The organism is Janthinobacterium sp. OK676 (assembly GCF_900103595.1).
Classification (GTDB): Bacteria; Pseudomonadota; Gammaproteobacteria; order Burkholderiales; family Burkholderiaceae_D; genus Janthinobacterium.
In genome coordinates, this window is record NZ_FNHA01000005.1 from 1 (window position 1) to 17,010 (window position 17,010).

The 17,010-nt window shown below is 63.5% G+C and carries 16 protein-coding genes; 8 read left to right on the plus strand and 8 right to left on the minus strand.

Annotation, left to right across the window (positions count from 1 at the left end; genetic code table 11):
* Window positions 1-165: 165 nt before the first annotated feature.
* The 4 genes from BLU39_RS11440 to modA are packed head-to-tail and all read right to left on the minus strand — an operon-like array spanning window position 166 to window position 3,138.
* Complete coding sequence (locus BLU39_RS11440) at window positions 166-933, minus strand: TOBE domain-containing protein (protein WP_092713053.1); 768 nt, start codon at window positions 931-933, stop codon at window positions 166-168.
* Window positions 934-973: 40 nt separating this feature from the next.
* Entirely contained in the window at window positions 974-1,675 is a 702-nt protein-coding gene (locus BLU39_RS11445; protein ID WP_092713615.1) for a sulfate/molybdate ABC transporter ATP-binding protein, read from the minus strand.
* 17 nt (window positions 1,676-1,692) lie between these two features.
* Window positions 1,693-2,364 carry a molybdate ABC transporter permease subunit gene (modB, locus tag BLU39_RS11450; protein ID WP_092713055.1) on the minus strand — a complete coding sequence of 224 codons (672 nt, stop codon included), beginning with the start codon at window positions 2,362-2,364 and terminating at the stop codon, window positions 1,693-1,695.
* A 15-nt stretch (window positions 2,365-2,379) separates the two neighbouring features.
* A complete protein-coding gene (gene modA / locus BLU39_RS11455; RefSeq protein ID WP_092713057.1) occupies window positions 2,380-3,138 on the minus strand; it encodes a molybdate ABC transporter substrate-binding protein in 759 nt (252 codons plus the stop codon).
* Between the two features lie 162 nt (window positions 3,139-3,300).
* Between modA and BLU39_RS11460 the strand changes: the two genes are divergently transcribed.
* On the plus strand, window positions 3,301-4,065 hold the full coding sequence (locus BLU39_RS11460; RefSeq protein WP_092713059.1) for a sterol desaturase family protein: 765 nt from the start codon (window positions 3,301-3,303) through the stop codon (window positions 4,063-4,065).
* Window positions 4,066-4,076: 11 nt separating this feature from the next.
* Here BLU39_RS11460 and BLU39_RS11465 read toward each other — a convergent pair whose 3' ends face one another.
* The 3 genes from BLU39_RS11465 to BLU39_RS11475 form a co-directional block, all read right to left on the minus strand.
* Window positions 4,077-5,081 carry a bile acid:sodium symporter family protein gene (locus BLU39_RS11465; protein WP_092713061.1) on the minus strand — a complete coding sequence of 335 codons (1,005 nt, stop codon included), beginning with the start codon at window positions 5,079-5,081 and terminating at the stop codon, window positions 4,077-4,079.
* A gap of 146 nt (window positions 5,082-5,227) precedes the next feature.
* Entirely contained in the window at window positions 5,228-6,523 is a 1,296-nt protein-coding gene (rhaI, locus tag BLU39_RS11470; RefSeq protein WP_092713063.1) for an L-rhamnose catabolism isomerase, read from the minus strand.
* A gap of 51 nt (window positions 6,524-6,574) precedes the next feature.
* Window positions 6,575-8,683 (minus strand): bifunctional rhamnulose-1-phosphate aldolase/short-chain dehydrogenase, encoded by a 2,109-nt coding sequence (locus tag BLU39_RS11475; protein WP_254788953.1) that lies wholly within the window; start codon window positions 8,681-8,683, stop codon window positions 6,575-6,577.
* Window positions 8,684-8,996: 313 nt separating this feature from the next.
* Between BLU39_RS11475 and BLU39_RS11480 the strand changes: the two genes are divergently transcribed.
* The 7 genes from BLU39_RS11480 to BLU39_RS11510 all read left to right on the plus strand — a co-directional run bounded on the left by BLU39_RS11480 (window position 8,997) and on the right by BLU39_RS11510 (window position 16,307).
* Window positions 8,997-9,836 carry a DeoR/GlpR family DNA-binding transcription regulator gene (locus tag BLU39_RS11480; RefSeq protein WP_092713065.1) on the plus strand — a complete coding sequence of 280 codons (840 nt, stop codon included), beginning with the start codon at window positions 8,997-8,999 and terminating at the stop codon, window positions 9,834-9,836.
* 79 nt (window positions 9,837-9,915) lie between these two features.
* Complete coding sequence (gene rhaS, locus BLU39_RS11485) at window positions 9,916-10,920, plus strand: rhamnose ABC transporter substrate-binding protein (RefSeq protein WP_092713067.1); 1,005 nt, start codon at window positions 9,916-9,918, stop codon at window positions 10,918-10,920.
* A 113-nt stretch (window positions 10,921-11,033) separates the two neighbouring features.
* The gene (locus tag BLU39_RS11490) at window positions 11,034-12,587 is read left to right on the plus strand and encodes a sugar ABC transporter ATP-binding protein (protein ID WP_254788954.1); all 1,554 of its coding nucleotides are present in this window, start codon (window positions 11,034-11,036) and stop codon (window positions 12,585-12,587) included.
* On the plus strand, window positions 12,575-13,573 hold the full coding sequence (locus BLU39_RS11495; RefSeq protein WP_092713071.1) for an ABC transporter permease: 999 nt from the start codon (window positions 12,575-12,577) through the stop codon (window positions 13,571-13,573). The genes BLU39_RS11490 and BLU39_RS11495 overlap by 13 nt, the downstream gene beginning before the upstream one ends.
* On the plus strand, window positions 13,570-14,607 hold the full coding sequence (locus BLU39_RS11500) for an ABC transporter permease (protein ID WP_232731254.1): 1,038 nt from the start codon (window positions 13,570-13,572) through the stop codon (window positions 14,605-14,607). The genes BLU39_RS11495 and BLU39_RS11500 overlap by 4 nt, the downstream gene beginning before the upstream one ends.
* A gap of 3 nt (window positions 14,608-14,610) precedes the next feature.
* The gene (rhaM, locus tag BLU39_RS11505) at window positions 14,611-14,925 is read left to right on the plus strand and encodes an L-rhamnose mutarotase (RefSeq protein WP_092713073.1); all 315 of its coding nucleotides are present in this window, start codon (window positions 14,611-14,613) and stop codon (window positions 14,923-14,925) included.
* 8 nt (window positions 14,926-14,933) lie between these two features.
* Window positions 14,934-16,307 (plus strand): FGGY-family carbohydrate kinase, encoded by a 1,374-nt coding sequence (locus BLU39_RS11510; RefSeq protein ID WP_092713075.1) that lies wholly within the window; start codon window positions 14,934-14,936, stop codon window positions 16,305-16,307.
* Window positions 16,308-16,437: 130 nt separating this feature from the next.
* Here BLU39_RS11510 and BLU39_RS11515 read toward each other — a convergent pair whose 3' ends face one another.
* The gene (locus tag BLU39_RS11515) at window positions 16,438-16,800 is read right to left on the minus strand and encodes a BON domain-containing protein (RefSeq protein ID WP_092713077.1); all 363 of its coding nucleotides are present in this window, start codon (window positions 16,798-16,800) and stop codon (window positions 16,438-16,440) included.
* Window positions 16,801-17,010: the final 210 nt, after the last annotated feature.

Below are 17,010 nucleotides of genomic sequence, written 5' to 3' on the forward strand. Positions count from 1 at the left end.
GGTCTTGATATGCCTACCAAGATTTTGACAGCGGTCGATACCGTTCGCAATATCACGAACGGCATGAAGGGAATAATACAAGGTCGGATTAGCGCCACGCGCGTAATCCGACAGGACGCGGCAACAATGTTGTCGGATTACGCTGCGCTAATCCGACCTACGCACTTATGCGGGCACACCGAGTATCACGCTGGACGCTTTAAATATCGCCGTCACGCTGCTGCCGATGACGATACCCAGGTCGGTGCAGCTCTGGTTGGTGATGATGGCGGCAATCGTGCCGCCGCGCGGCAAGTCCAGTACCACTTCCGTGTTGACGGCGCCCGTCTGCACGCGCGTGACCGTGCCGGCCAGCTGGTTGCGCGCGGAAAAGCGCGCGCCTTCGCTGTCGGTCACGAGGATGATGGACGAGGCCTTGATCAGCGCAAACGCTTCCGCGCCCGGCACCAGGCCCAGGCTTGCGCTGCTGCCCTGGGTGACGATGGCCACGATGTGCTGGCCACCGGGCAACTCCAGGGTGACTTCGTCGTTGACGGCGCCCTGTTTCAGTTCAGCCACCTTGCCCAGGAATTGATTGCGTGCCGTCGTTTTCATGGCCATTCTCCGAATGAGTAAAAGATCGTCGGCGATGCCTTCGGCCTGGCTGCCCAGCTGGCGCAGGTAGCGTGCATGCTCGCGCTCGATGATGCGGAAATTGTCGACCAGCTGGCGCCCCCGCTGCGTCAGCCGCGTGCCGCCGCCGCCCTTGCCGCCCGTCAGGCGCTCGACCAGCGGTTCGCCGGCCAGGTTGTTCATCGCGTCGATGGCGTCCCAGGCCGCCTTGTAGCTCATCTTCACAAGCTTGGCCGCCTGCGTGATGGAGCCGCATTCGGCGATGGCGCCCAGCAACTCCACCCTGCCGGCGCCACCGAGGTTTTCTCCGCCCACCGTCATCCATACCGAGCCTTCCAGGCCGATTTCCGCTGCCGCTGATTTATCCAATGCGTTCCCCCAATGCCATGTGCTCTTCCCTGTTATCGATCTGTCCGTCGCGCAAGTACAGCACGTGTTCGCCCAGGATGCGCGCATCTTCCGGATCGTGCGTGATCAGGATCATGGGCACGTCCAGGCGCTGCTGCCACTGGCTCAGTTCCAGCCGCATTTTGACACGCAGGGCCGGATCGAGGGCGGCAAACGGCTCGTCGAGCAGCAGCGCGCTCGGTTCGGCCACGAGCGCCCTCGCCAGCGCCACCCGCTGGCGCTGGCCTCCGGACAACTCGTCGGGGAACTGGTGCGCCAGTTCCTGCAAGTGGAAGGCATCGAGCCAATGCTCGACCTTCTGCAATTTTTCGCGCGCACGCGGATTGAACCAGCCGCGGCTCAGGCCAAAGCCCACGTTCTGGCGCACCGTCAGGTGCGGGAACAGCGCGTAATCCTGGAACAGGTAGGCGACGTTGCGCTGCTGCGGCGGCAGGTTGATGCCGGCGGCCGAGTCGAACAGGGTGCGGCCATTCAGGCGGATATGGCCTTCGTCCGGCGTGAAGAGACCGGCAATGGCTTTCAAGGTCATGCTCTTGCCGGCGCCGGACGGGCCATACATGGCGATGCGCTGGCTGCTGGACGTGCATTGCACCTGCAGGTCGAAGCGGCGTTTGCCGGAGCGCAAGGTGGCGCGGAGGTCGAGGTCGAGTTGCATGGGCGTCATCCTCAGCGTCATTTATGCGCGACGCGCCCGGGCGCCAGGCGGCCAGCCGACAGCAGCACCACGATGCAGACCAGGGAGGTGATCAGCACCAGCGTATTGGCCACGTCGTCCTGGCCCGCCTGCACGGCTTCGTACACGGCCACCGACAGGGTCTGCGTCTTGCCGGGGATGCTGCCGGCCACCATCAGGGTGGCGCCGAATTCGCCCAGCGCGCGCACGAATCCCAGCAGCACGCCGGCCAGGATGCCGCGCCAGGCCAGCGGTAACGTGACGCGAAAGAAAATCGCCATTTCGGAAATGCCCAGCACGCGGGCCGCCTGCTCGAGCTGGCCGTCGACGGCCTCGAAGGCGGCGCGCGCCGGCTTGAAGACGAGGGGAAAGGCGACCACGGTGGAAGCGATCACGGCGCCCTGCCACGTAAAAATCAGGTTGATGCCGAAGTTGTCCTGCAACCAGATGCCCAGGGTGCCGCGCCGGCCCAGCAGCACCAGCAGGTAATAGCCGAGCACGGTCGGCGGCATCACCATCGGCAGGGTCAACAGGGCGTCGAGCAACTCTCGCCCGGGAAAACGCGTGCGCGCCAGCAGATAGCCCGTGCCGATGCCGAGCAACAAATTGAGCGCCGTGGCCCATGCCGCCACTTTGAGCGACAGGGCCAGCGCAGTCCAGGCGATATCCATGTGCAGTCGTTTGCCTTATGGCTTCTTGAAACCGTACTTGGCGAGGATGGCTTGCGCCGACGCCGTCTGCAGGTAGCTGACGAAGCGCTTCGCTTCGGCCGCGTTGCCGCTGCCCTTGATGGTGGCGATCGGGTACAGCACGGGCGAGGCCAAAGGCACCTCCAGCACCACGTTTACCTTGTCTTTCATGATGGCCGCGTCCGTGGCGTAGACAAAGCCCGCATCGACTTCGCCGCGCGCCACATAGTCGAGCGACTGGCGCACGTTCTGCGTGCCGATGGCCTTCGCTTGCACGGCGTCCCACAGCTTGGCCTTCTTCAGCGCGCCTTCCGAGTAACGGCCGACGGGCACGCTGGCCGGATTGGCGATTGCCACGCGGGTCACGTCCTTGTGCGTCAGGTCGCTCAAGCTCTTGATGCCCAGCTTGCTGTCGTGCGGCACGATCAGCACCAGGCTGTTGCCGACGAAGTCCATGCGGTCGGCCGGCAGCACCAGGCCCTGCTTTTGCGCCGCATCCATGGTTTCCTGGTCGGCTGAGGCAAACACGTCCACGGGCGCGCCCTTGACGATCTGCTGCAGCAGCACGCCCGAGGCGGCGAAGTTCAGGGACACCTTGCTGCCCGGATACTGCGCCTCATAGCCCTGCGCCGCCTCCTTGAACGCATTCGTCAGGCTGGCTGCGGCCGACACGACCACTTCGCCGGCAAGGGCGGACGAGGCGGCGGTGGCAAAGAGGGCGGCGCCGAGCAGTGTGGCGAGGGAGGTGAGGCGCATGATCGTATCCTTGATGAGAAGAGAACCAGGCTCGTAATATACACCGATATATAGCGTTCTGCCATTGCGTGGGTCAAGACTATGCCAATGGCATTGACAGATGCGGATAGTCGGACTATTTTTAAAAATAGAAGAATATCAACTACTTTCCAGGGTTAAACGATGGGATACGCAGCGGTACTGCTTGGCCCCTTGATACTGCTGGCGGTCATTCTTCTGGCATTGGCCATCGAGAGGCGCCATCCCCTGGAACAGCAGCCCGCTGGCGCGTCGCGCTTCAATCTGGCGTATATGATCATCTATGCCGCCAGTGGCGCGATGCTTGCCCCGCTCACGGCCATCGTCACGGTACGGCTGGTCAATGCGGCCGGCGGCGGGCTCATCGATCTCGACGCTTCAGGCTGGATGCTGGTACCGGCATTCGTCGTGTATGCGCTCTCGATGGATTTTCTGGAATATGCCTTTCATCGGGTGCAACATCGCGTGCCCGCCATGTGGGCCATGCATTCCTTCCATCACAGCGATGCGGCCATGAATGCCAGCACAACGACCAGGCATTATTGGGCCGAAGCGGGCATCAAGGCGCTCAGTATCTACCTGCTTGCCGGTATCTTGTTCAAGACCAACTTGGCGATATTGGGAATGTACGGGGTTCTGGGCCTGTATCACGTTTTCCCGCACATGAATGTCCGGGCCGGCTTTGGCCCTTGCTGGATGTTGTTCAATTCACCGCAGTACCATCGCATTCATCACTCTGCGCAAGCGGAACATTTCGACCGTAATTTCGCAGGGCTGTTCCCCGTCTTCGACTGGCTATTCGGCACCCACCATATTCCCCGCGCGGGAGAATATCCCCCCACGGGTCTGGACACGGGCAAGGCGCCGGCAAGCTTGCTCGACACGCTAACGTGGCCAGTGCGCAAGTAAGGCCAGCCTCCCTAGGCGCGCGCCACGGCCTCCTCGTCGCGCCGCGCATAGCGTTGCGCGATCACGGCGCAAATCATCAGCTGAATCTGGTGGAACAGCATCAGCGGCAAGATCACCATGCCCAGCGAACGCGTGGAAAACAGCACCTTGGCCATCGGCACGCCGCTGGCCAGGCTTTTCTTCGAGGCGCAAAAGACGATGGCGATTTCATCTTCCTTGTTGAACCCCAGGCGGCGGCTGACAAAGGTCGAGATGCCCAGCACCAGCGCCAGCAGCAGCAGACTGATCAGGCCCAGCGCCACCAGCGTTTCCACCGAGATCGTATGCCACAGGCCTTCGCTGACGGCTTCGCTGAAGGCCGTGTAGACCACCAGCAAGATCGAACCCTGGTCAACGTATTTCAGGGTGGCTTTGTGGCGGTCGACCCAGCGGCCGATCCAGCGGCGCAGGAACTGGCCGGCCAAAAACGGCAGCAGCAGCTGCATGACGATGGACAGCACGGCGTCCACGGACGACTTGCTTTCCGCGCCCTTGGCCACCAGCAGGCCGACGAGGATGGGGGCGAGGAAAATGCCGATGAAGTTCGAGGCCGAGGCGCTGCAGATGGCGGCCGGCACGTTGCCGCGCGCCATGGCCGTCATGGCGATCGAGGACTGCACGGTCGACGGCAGCGCGCACAGGAACAAGATGCCCATGTACAGGTCGGGCGTGAGGAAGGTCAGCGCCAGCGGGCGCAAGGCCAGGCCCAGCAGCGGAAACAGGACAAAGGTGCTGGCCAGCACCAGCAAGTGCAAGCGCCAGTGCATGGCGCCGGCCACCACCGCTTCGCGCGACAGCTTGGCGCCGTGCAGGAAGAACAGGGCGCCGATGGCGACCGTGGTGATGTTGCCGAAGACCACGGCCGTCTGGCCCGTGCAGGGCAGGAAAGTGGCCAGCGCCACGGTGACGAGCAGGGCGATGGTGAAATTATCGGGTTTCAGATTGCGCAACAGGGCAGCGGGAGAAAAAGAAGACATGCGGTAGCCTGGTAACGGCGCAGCCTTGCAACAGAACGCTGTGCCGGGGATGACAAACGGCGCCGGGAGCGGCGCCAGTGCCAGCCATTCTACCTGCTTCCAGGCGGCTTGCCTGGAAGCAGCAATGCTCCCACTCGCTACCCGCCTTACACGATACCGCTGCTGCTGGCGCCTGCCTTCGGGGGGCGCGCCACGCCGCGCTGCTCCCGATAGCCGCTACCGCGGTAGCAAACGACGGGATCGATGGCGGCGCCCGAGCGCTGGCGCGCCATGGCCAGGATGGCGCTGACATCGGTGCGGAACGCCTGCTTCAGCGTCTGCGCCGAGGCGTGCACGTCGTTGGCTTCCTGGTGTTGGCGCAGGGCGGCGCGGTCGACCAGCGCGGACTGGATGAAGGCGCGCTGCACCTCGACTGCGCTGCTCATCAGGCTTTCGATGGGGTCCGTCACGTTGTGCGACTGGTCCAGCATGTAAGCGGGATGGAAGGCGGCGCCGTCGCGCGCGGCCGCATCGGCCAGCTCATTGAATACAAGGAACAGCTGGAACGGGTTGATGCTGCCCGAATCGAGGTCGTCGTCGCCGTATTTGCTGTCGTTGAAATGGAAGCCGCCCAGCTTGCCGAACTGCGCCAGGCGCGCGACGATCATCTCGATGTTGGTATTGGGCGCATGGTGGCCCAGGTCGACCAGGCATTTGGCTTTCGGCCCCAGCGCGCTGGCGCAGGCAAAGCTGGTGCCCCAGTCGGCGATGGTGGTGGCATAGAACGCGGGCTCGAACAGCTTGTGTTCGATAAAGATGTTCCAGTCGGCGGGCAGGGCGCCGTAGATGTCGCGCATGCTGTCGAGATAACGCTCCAGCGCGCCGCGCAGGTTGTGCTGGCCGGGAAAGTTGGCGCCATCGCCCACCCACACCGTCAGCGCCTTCGAACCCAAGGCACGCCCCAGTTCGATGCATTCGATGTTGTGCTCGATGGCTTGCGCACGCACGGCCGCGCTGTGCGACGTCAGGCTGCCGTATTTGTACGACTGCGCCTGTCCGGCCTGGTCCTGGAAAGTGTTCGAATTGACGGCGTCGAAGCCCAGGCCGTGGCTCGCGGCGATGTCGCGCAGGGCCGCCGTGTCGCTGACCTTGTCCCACGGAAAATGCAGCGAGACGGCGGGCGTGGCGCGCGTCAATTGATGGATCACGGCGCAGTCTTCCAGTTTTTCAAATACATTGCGCGGTTCGCCCAGGCCGGGGAAGCGGGCAAAGCGCGTGCCGCCCGTGCCTGCGCCCCAGCTGGGCACGGCCACGGCAAACGTCTGCGCCAGCGCCGTCAATTGCTCGATGTCCTGGCCGCGCCGTTCCAGCACGCCGCCCAGGGCCGCATAGTCGGCCTCCAGGTTGGCTTGCAGCTTGGCATTGTGGTCGGCCACGCGGCCGCTATCGATCATGGTATGCATCTTGTCTCCTTGCGCGCAGCGGCGCCATGGCCGGCTGCGTCGTTTTTTAGATTAACGTGTAAATGCGGCCGCGTTGCCCGCGTCGACATTGATGATATTGCCCGTGCTCTTGGCGGCCTTGTCGCTGGAGAGGAAATATACGGCTTCGGCGATGTCTTCCGGCAGCACGCTGCGTTTGAGCATGCTGCGCTGGCGATAGAATTCCTCGATATCGTCCGTATCGATCTTGTTCGAGGCGGCCCGCTCTTCCTTCCACTTGCCGTCCCAGATGCGCGAACCGCGAATGACGGCATCGGGGTTGACGACGTTGACGCGGATGCCGTACGGCGCACCTTCGAGCGCGATGCAGCGGGCCAGATGGATTTCCGCCGCCTTGGCGGTGCAATAGGCCGAGGCGCCGGCCGATGCCACCAGACCGTTCTTGCTGGCGACAAACACCATGCTGCCACCGAGCTTTTGCTGCTGCATGATGCGGAAAGCGGCGCGGCTGACGAGGAAATAGCCGGTCACCAGGATGGACTGGTTGCGTTCCCACATGGCCAGGGTCGTCTCTTCCAGCGGCGCCGACGAGGCGATGCCCGCGTTCGAGACCAGCAGGTCGATGCCGCCAAAGCGCAGCACGGCCGCGTTCAGGATGGCCTCGACGTCGTCTTCGGCCGTGATGTTTGCGCGCACCGTGGCGATATTGTCGCGGCCCGCCACCTTCAGCAGGCTCTGCTCCGCCGCTTCCAGCGCGGCGCCATCGATATCGGTGAGCATCACGCACGCGCCTTCCTGCAGCAGCTGGCGCGCGACGGCCTGGCCGATACCGCCGCCGCCGCCCGTCACCAGCGCGATGCGTCCGGCCAGGCTCTTGGGTTTCGGCATGCGCTGCAGCTTGGCTTCTTCCAGCAGCCAGTATTCGATATCGAACGCTTCCTGTTCCGGCAAGCCCACATAGGTGTCGACGCCATTGGCGCCGCGCATCACGTTGATGGCGTTGACGTAGAACTCGCCGGCGATGCGCGCCGTGGCCTTGTCCTTGGCGAACGACAGCATGCCCACGCCGGGGATCAGATAAATGATGGGGTTGGCGTCGCGCACGGCGGGGCTGTTGTCGCGCTTGCAGCGCGTGTAATAGGCGAGGTAGTCGGCGCGGTAGGCGGCCAGCGCCTCGTCGAGGCCCGCCACCAGCTTGTCGAAGTCGGGGCTGGCCGGATCGAAGTCGATGACGAAGGGACGGATTTTCGTGCGCAGGAAGTGGTCGGGGCACGAGGTACCCAGCGCGGCCAGCGGCAGCAGGTCGGCGCTGCAGACGAATTCGAGCACGTTGGCGCTGTCGTCGAAGTGGCCCAGCTTGTACTCGTCCTGGCTGATCTTGCCGCGCAGCAGCGGCATCAAGCGCTGTGCCAGGACCGCGCGCTCGCGCGCCGGCAAGGGCGCGGATCTGGCACCGCCGAACGCCGGCTGCGTGGTGTTGGCCGCCAGCCAGTCTTCCGCGCGCTTGATGATGGCCAGGGTGGTTTCATAGCAGGACTTGGCCGTGTCGCCCCACGTAAACAAGCCATGGCCTTCAAGGATGATGCCCTTCAAATGCGGCTGGGCCTGCGACAGCGCTTCAAGCTTCAAGCCCAGGTCGTAGCCGGGACGCTGCCACGGCAGCCAGCCCAGTTCGCCCTCGAAGATCTTTTGCGTGAGCGCACGGCTATTGGCGCAGGCGGCAATGGCGATCACGGCGTCCGGGTGCATGTGGTCGACGTGCTTGCGGGCGATGTAGGCGTGCAGGGGCGTGTCGATGCTGGCCGCGCGCGGATTCAGGTTGAAGGTGCAATGGGGCAGGTAGGCGACCATTTCATCTTCCAGCGCCAGGCCGCGGTAGCGGCCTTTGAGGGCGCGCAGCTTGTCCATGTACAGGGTGGAAAAGCCGTCGAGCTTGATGCTGCCCAGGTCGCCGCCGGAGCCTTTCACCCACAGCACGTCGACTTGCTCGCCCGTCAGGTGATCCGTCATGGCGATCTTGGCCGAGGTATTGCCGCCGCCAAAATTGGTAATGCGCATGTCCGAACCGAGCAGGTTGGAACGGTACAGCAGAAGCTCCGGTTCGCTCAAGGTCGCGGCGTGCGCATCGTCCCATAGCGAGGCCATGGGCGCAGGTGGTGTGGTGTCCATCGTGGCGGTCATACAGTGTCTCCATTCTTGGTTGTGCGTGCGGATTGCCATGGCCGCATCTGTGTGCGGGACGCCATGACGGCAACGCCCAGTAGAAGCCAGCGGCCTGATCATGTCAATCAACAAGCAATCAAAAACGTGAGGGAAACGCAAATAATCATCATGTTGATCGGAACTCCAATCACGCATTTGCGCGCTATCCAAATAATCACGATGTTGATTGATTGAATGTTGACATGCACTGCTCAACTGCTTAGGCTGGCTCACCGATAAAGAAGTCGTCCCCGGGCAGCTGGTACGGGAGAGGACTCAAAAAGGAGACAACGTGGTTAATCACAAACGCCGCAAAGGGCTGTTGAAGTTACTCGCCGAGCATGGCGTGGCAAGCGTCGACCAATTGGTCGGCTGGCTCAATTCGTCGCCGGCAACGGTGCGGCGCGACATCGCGTGGCTGGCCGAACGCAGCCTGCTGGTGCGCACGCGTGGCGGCGCCGAAAGCCTGCCGCAGAAGAAACAGCGCACGTTTGCCCTGTCGGGCGACACCTTCCATAACAATATCGACCGCTGCGCCGCGCAAAAACGGGCGATCGCCCGGCATGCCTGCGGCCTGTGCAGCGATGGCGACACCATCATCATCAATGGCGGTACCACCACCTACCGCATGGTGGAATTCCTCGTCGACAAGCGGCTGAAAATCCTCACCAATTCCTTTCTCATGGCCGAGCAATTATTGCGCAGCAGCGAGAATGAAATCATCCTGCCCGGCGGCAAGGTGTACCGCGAGCAAAACGTCATCCTGAGCCCCTTCGACAACGACATCAGCCAGCACCATTACGCCGGCAAGATGTTCATGGGCATCTACGGCTTGTCGATGCTGGGCTTGATGGAAGCCGATCCCTTGCTGATCCAGGCGGAAAAACGCCTGATCAGCCAGGCCGAAGAGCTGATCGTGCTGGCCGACAGTTCCAAGTTCGCCCGCAAGGCAGGCCTGATCCTGTGCGGCCTGAACCGCGTGTCCTGCGTCATCACGGACACCGGCGCATCGGATGCGGCCGTGCAGATGCTGGAGCAGTCGGGCGTCAAGGTCGTGGCCGTGGCGCCCGAGGCGCTGGCGGAAGCGGCCATGCCGCTGTCGCCAGCGGAACACGAGTGGCAAGAGCAATAGGCAAGTCAGTGGCAAAAGCAGAGGGTTGGAGACATGGTGTCTACCGCCCCGGCAGCAACAATAAAAAAGGAGACGTGGCATGAAACTGAACAAGATGATGGTGACGGCATTGAGCATGTGCATGATCGGCTGCCTGGCCAGCAGCGCCCAGGCGGCGGAAAAAATGAAGATCGCCATGGTCGTCAAGAGCCTGGGCAACGGCTTTTTCGACGCCGCCCACGAAGGCGCGAACGAGGCGGCCAAGCAGCTGGGCGACGTGGAAATCATTTACACGGGCCCCACCACGGCGACGGCGGAAGGGCAGATCGAAATCATCAGCTCGCTGATCAGCCAGAAGGTCAATGCCATCGTCATTTCCGCCAACGACGCCAATGCGCTGGTGCCGATCACCAGGAAAGCCATGCAGCGCGGCATCAAGGTCATCTCGTTCGACAGCGGCCTGGCCAAGGACGGGCGTTTGATGCAATTGAATCCGTCCAGCCCCGCGCTGATCGGCCAGAAGCAGATTGAAATGGCGGCCGACGCCATCGGCGGCGCGGGCGACATCGCCATCCTGTCGGCCACGGCGCAGGCGACGAACCAAAACATCTGGATCGGCGAAATGAAAAAGACGCTGGCCCAGCCCGCGTACGCCAAGATCAAGCTGGTGGCCACCGTGTATGGCGACGACCAGTCCGACAAGAGCTACCGCGAAGCCATCGGCTTATTGCGCAGCAACCCGAACCTGAAAGCCATCATCGCGCCGACCACGGTGGGCATCAATGCGGCCGGCAAGGCCGTGGCCGATGAAAAGCTCGTCGGTAAAGTGTACGTGACGGGCCTGGGCCTGCCGTCGGAAATGGCCGGCCACGTGAAGAGCGGCGCCGTGAAAAGCTTTGCCATCTGGAACCCGATCGACCTCGGCTACGCGGCCACGTATGCCGCCCATCAATATGTCACCGGCAAGGCCGGCAGCAAGCCCGGCGACACCATCGCCGTGGGCCGCATGGGCAAGCTGACCCTCGACGCCAGCGGCGAAGCGGCGCTGGCGCCACCGTTCACCTACAACAAGGATAACGTCGACAAGTTCTCGAAAATATTCTGATTTGTTTGTGTACCGATGGCCGTAATCCGACGTCACCGGTAAAGCCAACAATGTTGTCGGGTTACGCGCTTGCGCTAACCCGACCTGCGAATATCTCTCAAGTGTGAATGGCTATGTCACAGAATCCCCCTATTTCCGTGCCGGCGGAGGCGCCGGTGCTGCGCCTGTCCGGCATCTGCAAGCATTTCGCCGGCGTTGTCGCGCTGCACGACGTCGGCCTCTGCGTGCGCGCCGGTGAAGTCATGGCGCTGATCGGCGAAAACGGCGCCGGCAAGTCGACCCTGGTCAAGACGTTGACGGGCATCTATCAACCGGACGCGGGCAGCATGCAGCTGGGCGGCGAAACCGTCTCTTTTTCCAGCCCACAAGATGCGATGGATGCCGGCATTACCGCCGTGCACCAGGAAACCATGATGTTCGAAGAACTCACGGTGGCCGAGAATATCTATATCGGACGCCAGCCGCAAACGGGCTTTCCCGCGCGCATAGATTGGCCGCGCATGGCGGCCGAGGCGGAGAAAATCTTCGCGCGCCTGGAAGTGCAGTTGCCCGTCTTGGCCAAGGTCAAGGAACTGAGCGTGGCACAGCGCCACTTCGTGGAAATCGCCCGCGCCCTGTCGCAGGAAGCGCGCGTGGTGATCATGGATGAACCGACGGCATCCCTGTCGCAGCGCGAAATCCACGAGTTGTACCGCATCATCGCCCAGCTGCGCGCGGCGGGCACGGCGGTGATTTTCATTTCGCACAAATTCGATGAAATCTTTACCGTCGCCGATACCTATACGGTGCTGCGCGACGGCCATTTCGTCGCCGCCGGCGCGCTGGCCGACATCACGGAAGCGCAGCTGGTTTCGCTGATGGTCGGACGCACCATCGAGCAAGTGTTTCCCAAGGTGGACGTGCCGCTCGGCCCCACCGTGCTGGAAGTGGCGCAACTGTGCCACCCGACGGAATTTCATGACGTCAGTTTCTCCGTGCGGCAAGGCGAAATCGTCGGCTTCTACGGCCTCGTGGGCGCCGGCCGCTCGGAAGTGATGCAGGCGCTGTTCGGCCTCACGCCAGGCGTGAGCGGCAGCATTGCCATTGGCGGGCAGCAAGTGGCCATCGGCTGCGCCAGCGACGCCATCGGCCACGGCATTGCCTACGTGCCGGAAGATCGCCAGCACCAGGGCGCGCACCTGTCGATGTCCATCGTGCAAAACATCACCTTGCCGATTCTGGACAGCATCGGCTTTTTCCTGCGGCCACGGCGTTCCCAGGAAACGGCCATCGCGCGCCACCTGAGCGAGCAGCTGGAATTAAAGGCCAGCCACTTTACGCAGATGGTGTCGGAACTGTCGGGCGGCAACCAGCAAAAAGTCGTGCTGGCCAAGTGGCTGGCCACCAAGCCCCGCGTGATCATTCTCGATGAGCCCACCAAGGGCATCGATATCGGCTCGAAGGCGGCCGTGCACCGCTTCATCAGCGAGCTCGTCACGCAAGGCCTGTCCGTGATCCTCGTCTCGTCCGAGCTGCCCGAAGTGCTGGGCATGGCGGACCGCATCGTCGTCATGCACCAGGGCCATATCCACCGCGTCTTTGCACGCGCCCAGGCGACGCCTGAAAACGTCGTCGCCGCCGCGTCCGGCAGCGGCCATCCGCACGAGGAGCTCGCATGCGCTATCTGAAACAACGCGAAGTCCAGCTGGCCCTGCTGATCGTGCTGCTGGTGCTGCTGGTGGGCCTGCGTTCGCCCGTCTTCCTGACCCTGGGCAGCCTGTCCAGCCTGCTTACCGACAGCACCTTGCTGATCATGCTGGCGCTGACGCAAATGTTCGTCATCATCACGCGCGGCATCGACCTGTCCGTGGCGTCCAACCTGGCCCTGTCGGGCATGCTGTCGGCCCTGCTGGCCGTGCACCATCCGCAGTTGCCGCTGACGCTGGTGATCCTGGCGGCGCTGGGCATCGGCCTGCTGCTGGGGCTGCTCAACGGCTACCTGATCGGCTACCTGGACTTGCCGCCCATCGTCGTGACTCTGGGCACCATGAGCGTGTACCGGGGCCTCGTATTCGTGCTGTCGGGCGGCGCCTGGGTGTCCTCGCACCAGATGCCGGCCGCCTTCATCGATTTCCCATTGACACGGCTGCTGGGCGTGACCCACCTCGTGTGGATCGCCGCCGCCGCCATCGTGCTGACCTGCTACCTGGCCCGCTACACGCGCTTCGGGCGCGACCTGTATGCGATCGGCAACCAGCCGCAGGCGGCCCGCTATGTCGGCATCGCCACGGCGCGGCGCCTGCTGTGGACGTATGGACTGTCGGGCCTGATGGCCGGCCTGTGCGGCTATCTGTGGGTGGCGCGCTATGCCGTCGCGTATTCGGAAATCGCCTACGGCTTTGAATTTACCGTGATCGCCGCCTGCGTGATCGGCGGCATCAGCATCGCCGGCGGCGCCGGCACGGTGGGCGGCGCGGTGCTCGGCTCGCTGTTCCTGGCCGTCATCAACAACGCCTTGCCCATCGTCAAAGTCTCGCCGTTCTGGCAAAGCGCGCTGACGGGCATCGTGATCCTCACGGCCGTGCTGCTCAATGCGCGCGGCAACAAGAACACGGGCCGCCAGATCCTGCCGCTGGCGCGGCTCACCCCTACGACCCACAGGAGCGCCACGTGAACGCCACTGTCCCCACCTTGCACGGCAGCACGCCGGAGACGGCGCCCGTGCGCTCGCGCTACACCATCCTCGACCGCAAGGCGCACCGTCTGGGCCAGTATCTTGCCCACTGGGAAGCGTTATTGGCGCTGCTGCTGGTCGCCGTCTTCGCCGCCAACAGCGTGCTGCTGCCGCATTTCCTCGACGCCTACAACCTGGCCGACAGCACTTTCAATTTCAGCGAGAAAGCGCTGATCGCGCTGCCGATGGCCTTGCTGATCATTTGCCGCGAAATCGACATTTCCGTCTCCGGCATCCTGGCCCTGTCGTCCGTGGCCATGGGCCTGGCGCACCACGCGGGTTTGCCGCCGGCAAGCCTGCTGTTTGTCGCGCTGGCCACCGGCGCCGCCTGCGGCTGCCTGAATGGCGTGCTGGTGACGCGCTTCGCCCTGCCATCGATCGTCGTGACGATCGGCACCGTGGCCCTGTTCCGCGGCCTGGCCAGCGTGATCCTGGGCGACCAGGCCTACACGGGCTATCCGCAACTGCTGATCGACTGGGGGCAAGGCTATTTCTTCGACATCGTGCCACGCCCCTTCGTCATCCTGCTGGTCTTCACCGCCCTGTTCGCCGTGCTGCTGCATGCCACCAGCTGGGGCAGGCGCATCTACGCCATCGGCTGCAATCCTGGCGCGGCGCGCTTTTCCGGCGTGGCCGTGGACCGCTACCGCTTCGCCCTGTTCATGGCCACCGGCGCCATGGCGGGCCTGGCCGCCTGGCTGCTGACGGGACGCATCGGCAGCACGCGCCCGAACATCGCCATGGGCTGGGAACTCGAAGTGATCACCATGGTCATCCTGGGCGGCGTGAGCATCGCCGGCGGCAAGGGCAGCATCGGCGGTGTGCTGCTGGCCGTGCTGTTGCTGGGCATGGTGACGTATGGCCTGGCGCTGCTGAATATTCCCGGCGTCATCATGACGATTGTCGTCGGCATCTTGCTGCTGATCACGATTGCGCTGCCGCGCCTGCTGAACCGCAAACACACACGAAAATAAACCATGCAACAGATCGCTTTCAAGATGCAGCTGAAACCCGGCCATGCCGCCGAATATCAACGCCGCCACGACGCCATCTGGCCCGAGCTGGCCAGCCTGCTGCAGGAGTCCGGCGTGCGCGACTACAGCATCTTTCTCGATGAGGAGACGGGCGCGCTGTTCGCCGTGCTGCGCCGGGTGGACGGCCACGCGATGGAGGCGCTGCCGCAACATCCCGTGATGCGCCGCTGGTGGGCGCATATGGCCGACCTGATGGAAACGCAGGCCGATGCCTCGCCCGTCGCCGTGCCCTTGCTCCCCGTGTTCCATCTCGCATAAGGACCACCGTGACCATCGACGCCACCGTAGTACTCGATATCGGCAAGACCAATGCCAAGCTGACCTTGCTGGACGCCACGGGCGCCATCCTGGCCGAGCAGCGCCGCCCGAACCGCATCATTCAAACAGGACCGTACCCGCACCACGATACGGAAGGGCTGTGGGACTGGCTGCAAACGGGCCTGGCCGCCTTTTCTCGCCTGGCGCACGTCACCGCCATCGTGCCCGTCACGCATGGCGCCACGGCGGCGCTGGTCGACGCTGACGGCCTGGTGCTGCCCATCCTCGACTATGAATCGACCTTGCCGCAGGCACTGGCGGCAGAGTATGCCAGCTTGCGGCCGGCCTTTGCCGACAGCCTGTCGCCGCAATTGCCCTGTGGCCTGAACCTGGGCTTGCAACTGTTCTGGCTCGCCAAAACCTACCCGCAAGAATTTGCCCGCGCACGCCATATCCTGACCTATCCGCAATACTGGGCCTGGCGGCTATCGGGCGTGGCCGCCAGCGAAGTGACCTCGCTCGGTTGCCATACGGATTTGTGGCAGCCGCAGCAAGGGGCCTATTCGTCGCTGGTGGAGACGATGGCTTGGGCGCCGTTGTTTCCCCCGTTGCATGCGGCATGGACGGCGTTGGGACCCGTGCTGCCGCAGTGGCGCGAAAGCAATGGCTTGCTGCCCGATTGCCAGGTGCTGTGCGGCATCCACGACAGCAATGCCTCGCTGCTGCGCTACCTGGATGCGCAAGAGCAAGCCCAGCCGCGCACGGTCTTGTCGACCGGCACCTGGGTGATCGCCGCCGCCTTGGGCGCCCCCCTCGACCGGCTCGATGAAACGGCCGACATGCTGGCCAATGTGCATGCGCTGGGCCAGCCCGTGGCCTGCATGCGCTTCATGGGCGGGCGCGAATTTGCCGTGCTGGCGGGCAGCGCGCCGCAAGTGTGCGGCATCGATGATATCGCCCGCCTGGTCAGCCAGGGTACGCTGGCGCTGCCCTGCTTTGCGGAATCGGGCGGCCCCTTCGTCGGACAGGCGGGGCGCATTGCCGGACCGGCGCCACGTACGACCCAGGAACGCTATGCGCTGGCCACCCTGTATTGCGCGCTGATGAGCGATTATTGCCTCGATGCCCTTGGCGCCCAGGGACCCGTGACGGTGGAAGGCAGCTTCACGGACAACCCGCATTTCGCCCCCTTGCTGGCGGCCTTGCGGCCAGGCCAGGAGGTTGCCGTCTCGCAGGATGCCAGCGGCACCACCTGCGGCGGCTGGATGCTGCACCGCTGGGGCGAAGTACCGGCGATGGCGGCGACGGTGCTGCCCATGATGGAAGTGGAAGGTTTGAACGCGTACCGGGCGCAATGGAGGGCGATTTGCAGGTCGGATTAGGTCCGCAGGACCGTCATCCGACAACATCACCAGCGCCGGCCAACAATGTTGTCGGGTAAAACTGTGCGGGCAAAAAAAATGCCCTGTCCGCAGACAGGGCAACCCGGAGTAAAGTACAGCGCGAGCGGGATTAACCGGCGGCTTTGACTTTCAGCTCGTTCTTGATTTCTTTCACGCCGCTCACGGAAGCGACGATCTGCACGACGCGGTCACCCGCTTCGGCGCTCGGTACCTCGCCCGACAGGACGACGACACCTTGCTGGGTTGCTACCTTGACTGGCAGGGCGGCGGCTTGCGCATCGGCGCTCAGGGCGGCCTTGGCCGAGGAAGTGATGGTTTCATCAGGGACGGCTGCGGCAGCGTTGGCGGCCACGACGGTGTCAGCAGGAGCTTGTGCTTTTGGTGCGGAGTCAGCGGCATGCGAAGCGGTGATCGAGGCGCCCGACAGTACGATAGCGGCAACCAGGGTATTGAACAGTTTCGATGTTTGCATGGTAGTTCCTCTCAATGAAGTTAAAAGCTTCTTACTTGGATAAAGCAACACTTTGAAGCGTCACACCTACCCATACAGCAAGCGCCGTGCCAGCTTTTAAATTCCATTCAAAATCAACGACTTAGCTTTACACTCGATTTTTTCAGCCCGTTTCCCGGCGATCTGGCCCGAAAAACGGGGCTTTTTGTCGCCTGGCAGCGACAGCTTGTG

What these genes read in the sequence shown, in the direction of transcription:
- BLU39_RS11440 (WP_092713053.1), bottom strand. Translation starts at nt 933, where the DNA reads ATGACGGTGGGCGGAGAAAACCTCGGTGGCGCCGGCAGGGTGGAGTTG.
- BLU39_RS11445 (WP_092713615.1), bottom strand. Translation starts at nt 1,675, where the DNA reads ATGCAACTCGACCTCGACCTCCGCGCCACCTTGCGCTCCGGCAAACGC.
- modB (WP_092713055.1), bottom strand. Translation starts at nt 2,364, where the DNA reads ATGGATATCGCCTGGACTGCGCTGGCCCTGTCGCTCAAAGTGGCGGCA.
- modA (WP_092713057.1), bottom strand. Translation starts at nt 3,138, where the DNA reads ATGCGCCTCACCTCCCTCGCCACACTGCTCGGCGCCGCCCTCTTTGCC.
- BLU39_RS11460 (WP_092713059.1), top strand. Translation starts at nt 3,301, where the DNA reads ATGGGATACGCAGCGGTACTGCTTGGCCCCTTGATACTGCTGGCGGTC.
- BLU39_RS11465 (WP_092713061.1), bottom strand. Translation starts at nt 5,081, where the DNA reads ATGTCTTCTTTTTCTCCCGCTGCCCTGTTGCGCAATCTGAAACCCGAT.
- rhaI (WP_092713063.1), bottom strand. Translation starts at nt 6,523, where the DNA reads ATGCATACCATGATCGATAGCGGCCGCGTGGCCGACCACAATGCCAAG.
- BLU39_RS11475 (WP_254788953.1), bottom strand. Translation starts at nt 8,683, where the DNA reads ATGACCGCCACGATGGACACCACACCACCTGCGCCCATGGCCTCGCTA.
- rhaS (WP_092713067.1), top strand. Translation starts at nt 9,916, where the DNA reads ATGAAACTGAACAAGATGATGGTGACGGCATTGAGCATGTGCATGATC.
- BLU39_RS11490 (WP_254788954.1), top strand. Translation starts at nt 11,034, where the DNA reads ATGTCACAGAATCCCCCTATTTCCGTGCCGGCGGAGGCGCCGGTGCTG.
- BLU39_RS11495 (WP_092713071.1), top strand. Translation starts at nt 12,575, where the DNA reads ATGCGCTATCTGAAACAACGCGAAGTCCAGCTGGCCCTGCTGATCGTG.
- rhaM (WP_092713073.1), top strand. Translation starts at nt 14,611, where the DNA reads ATGCAACAGATCGCTTTCAAGATGCAGCTGAAACCCGGCCATGCCGCC.
- BLU39_RS11515 (WP_092713077.1), bottom strand. Translation starts at nt 16,800, where the DNA reads ATGCAAACATCGAAACTGTTCAATACCCTGGTTGCCGCTATCGTACTG.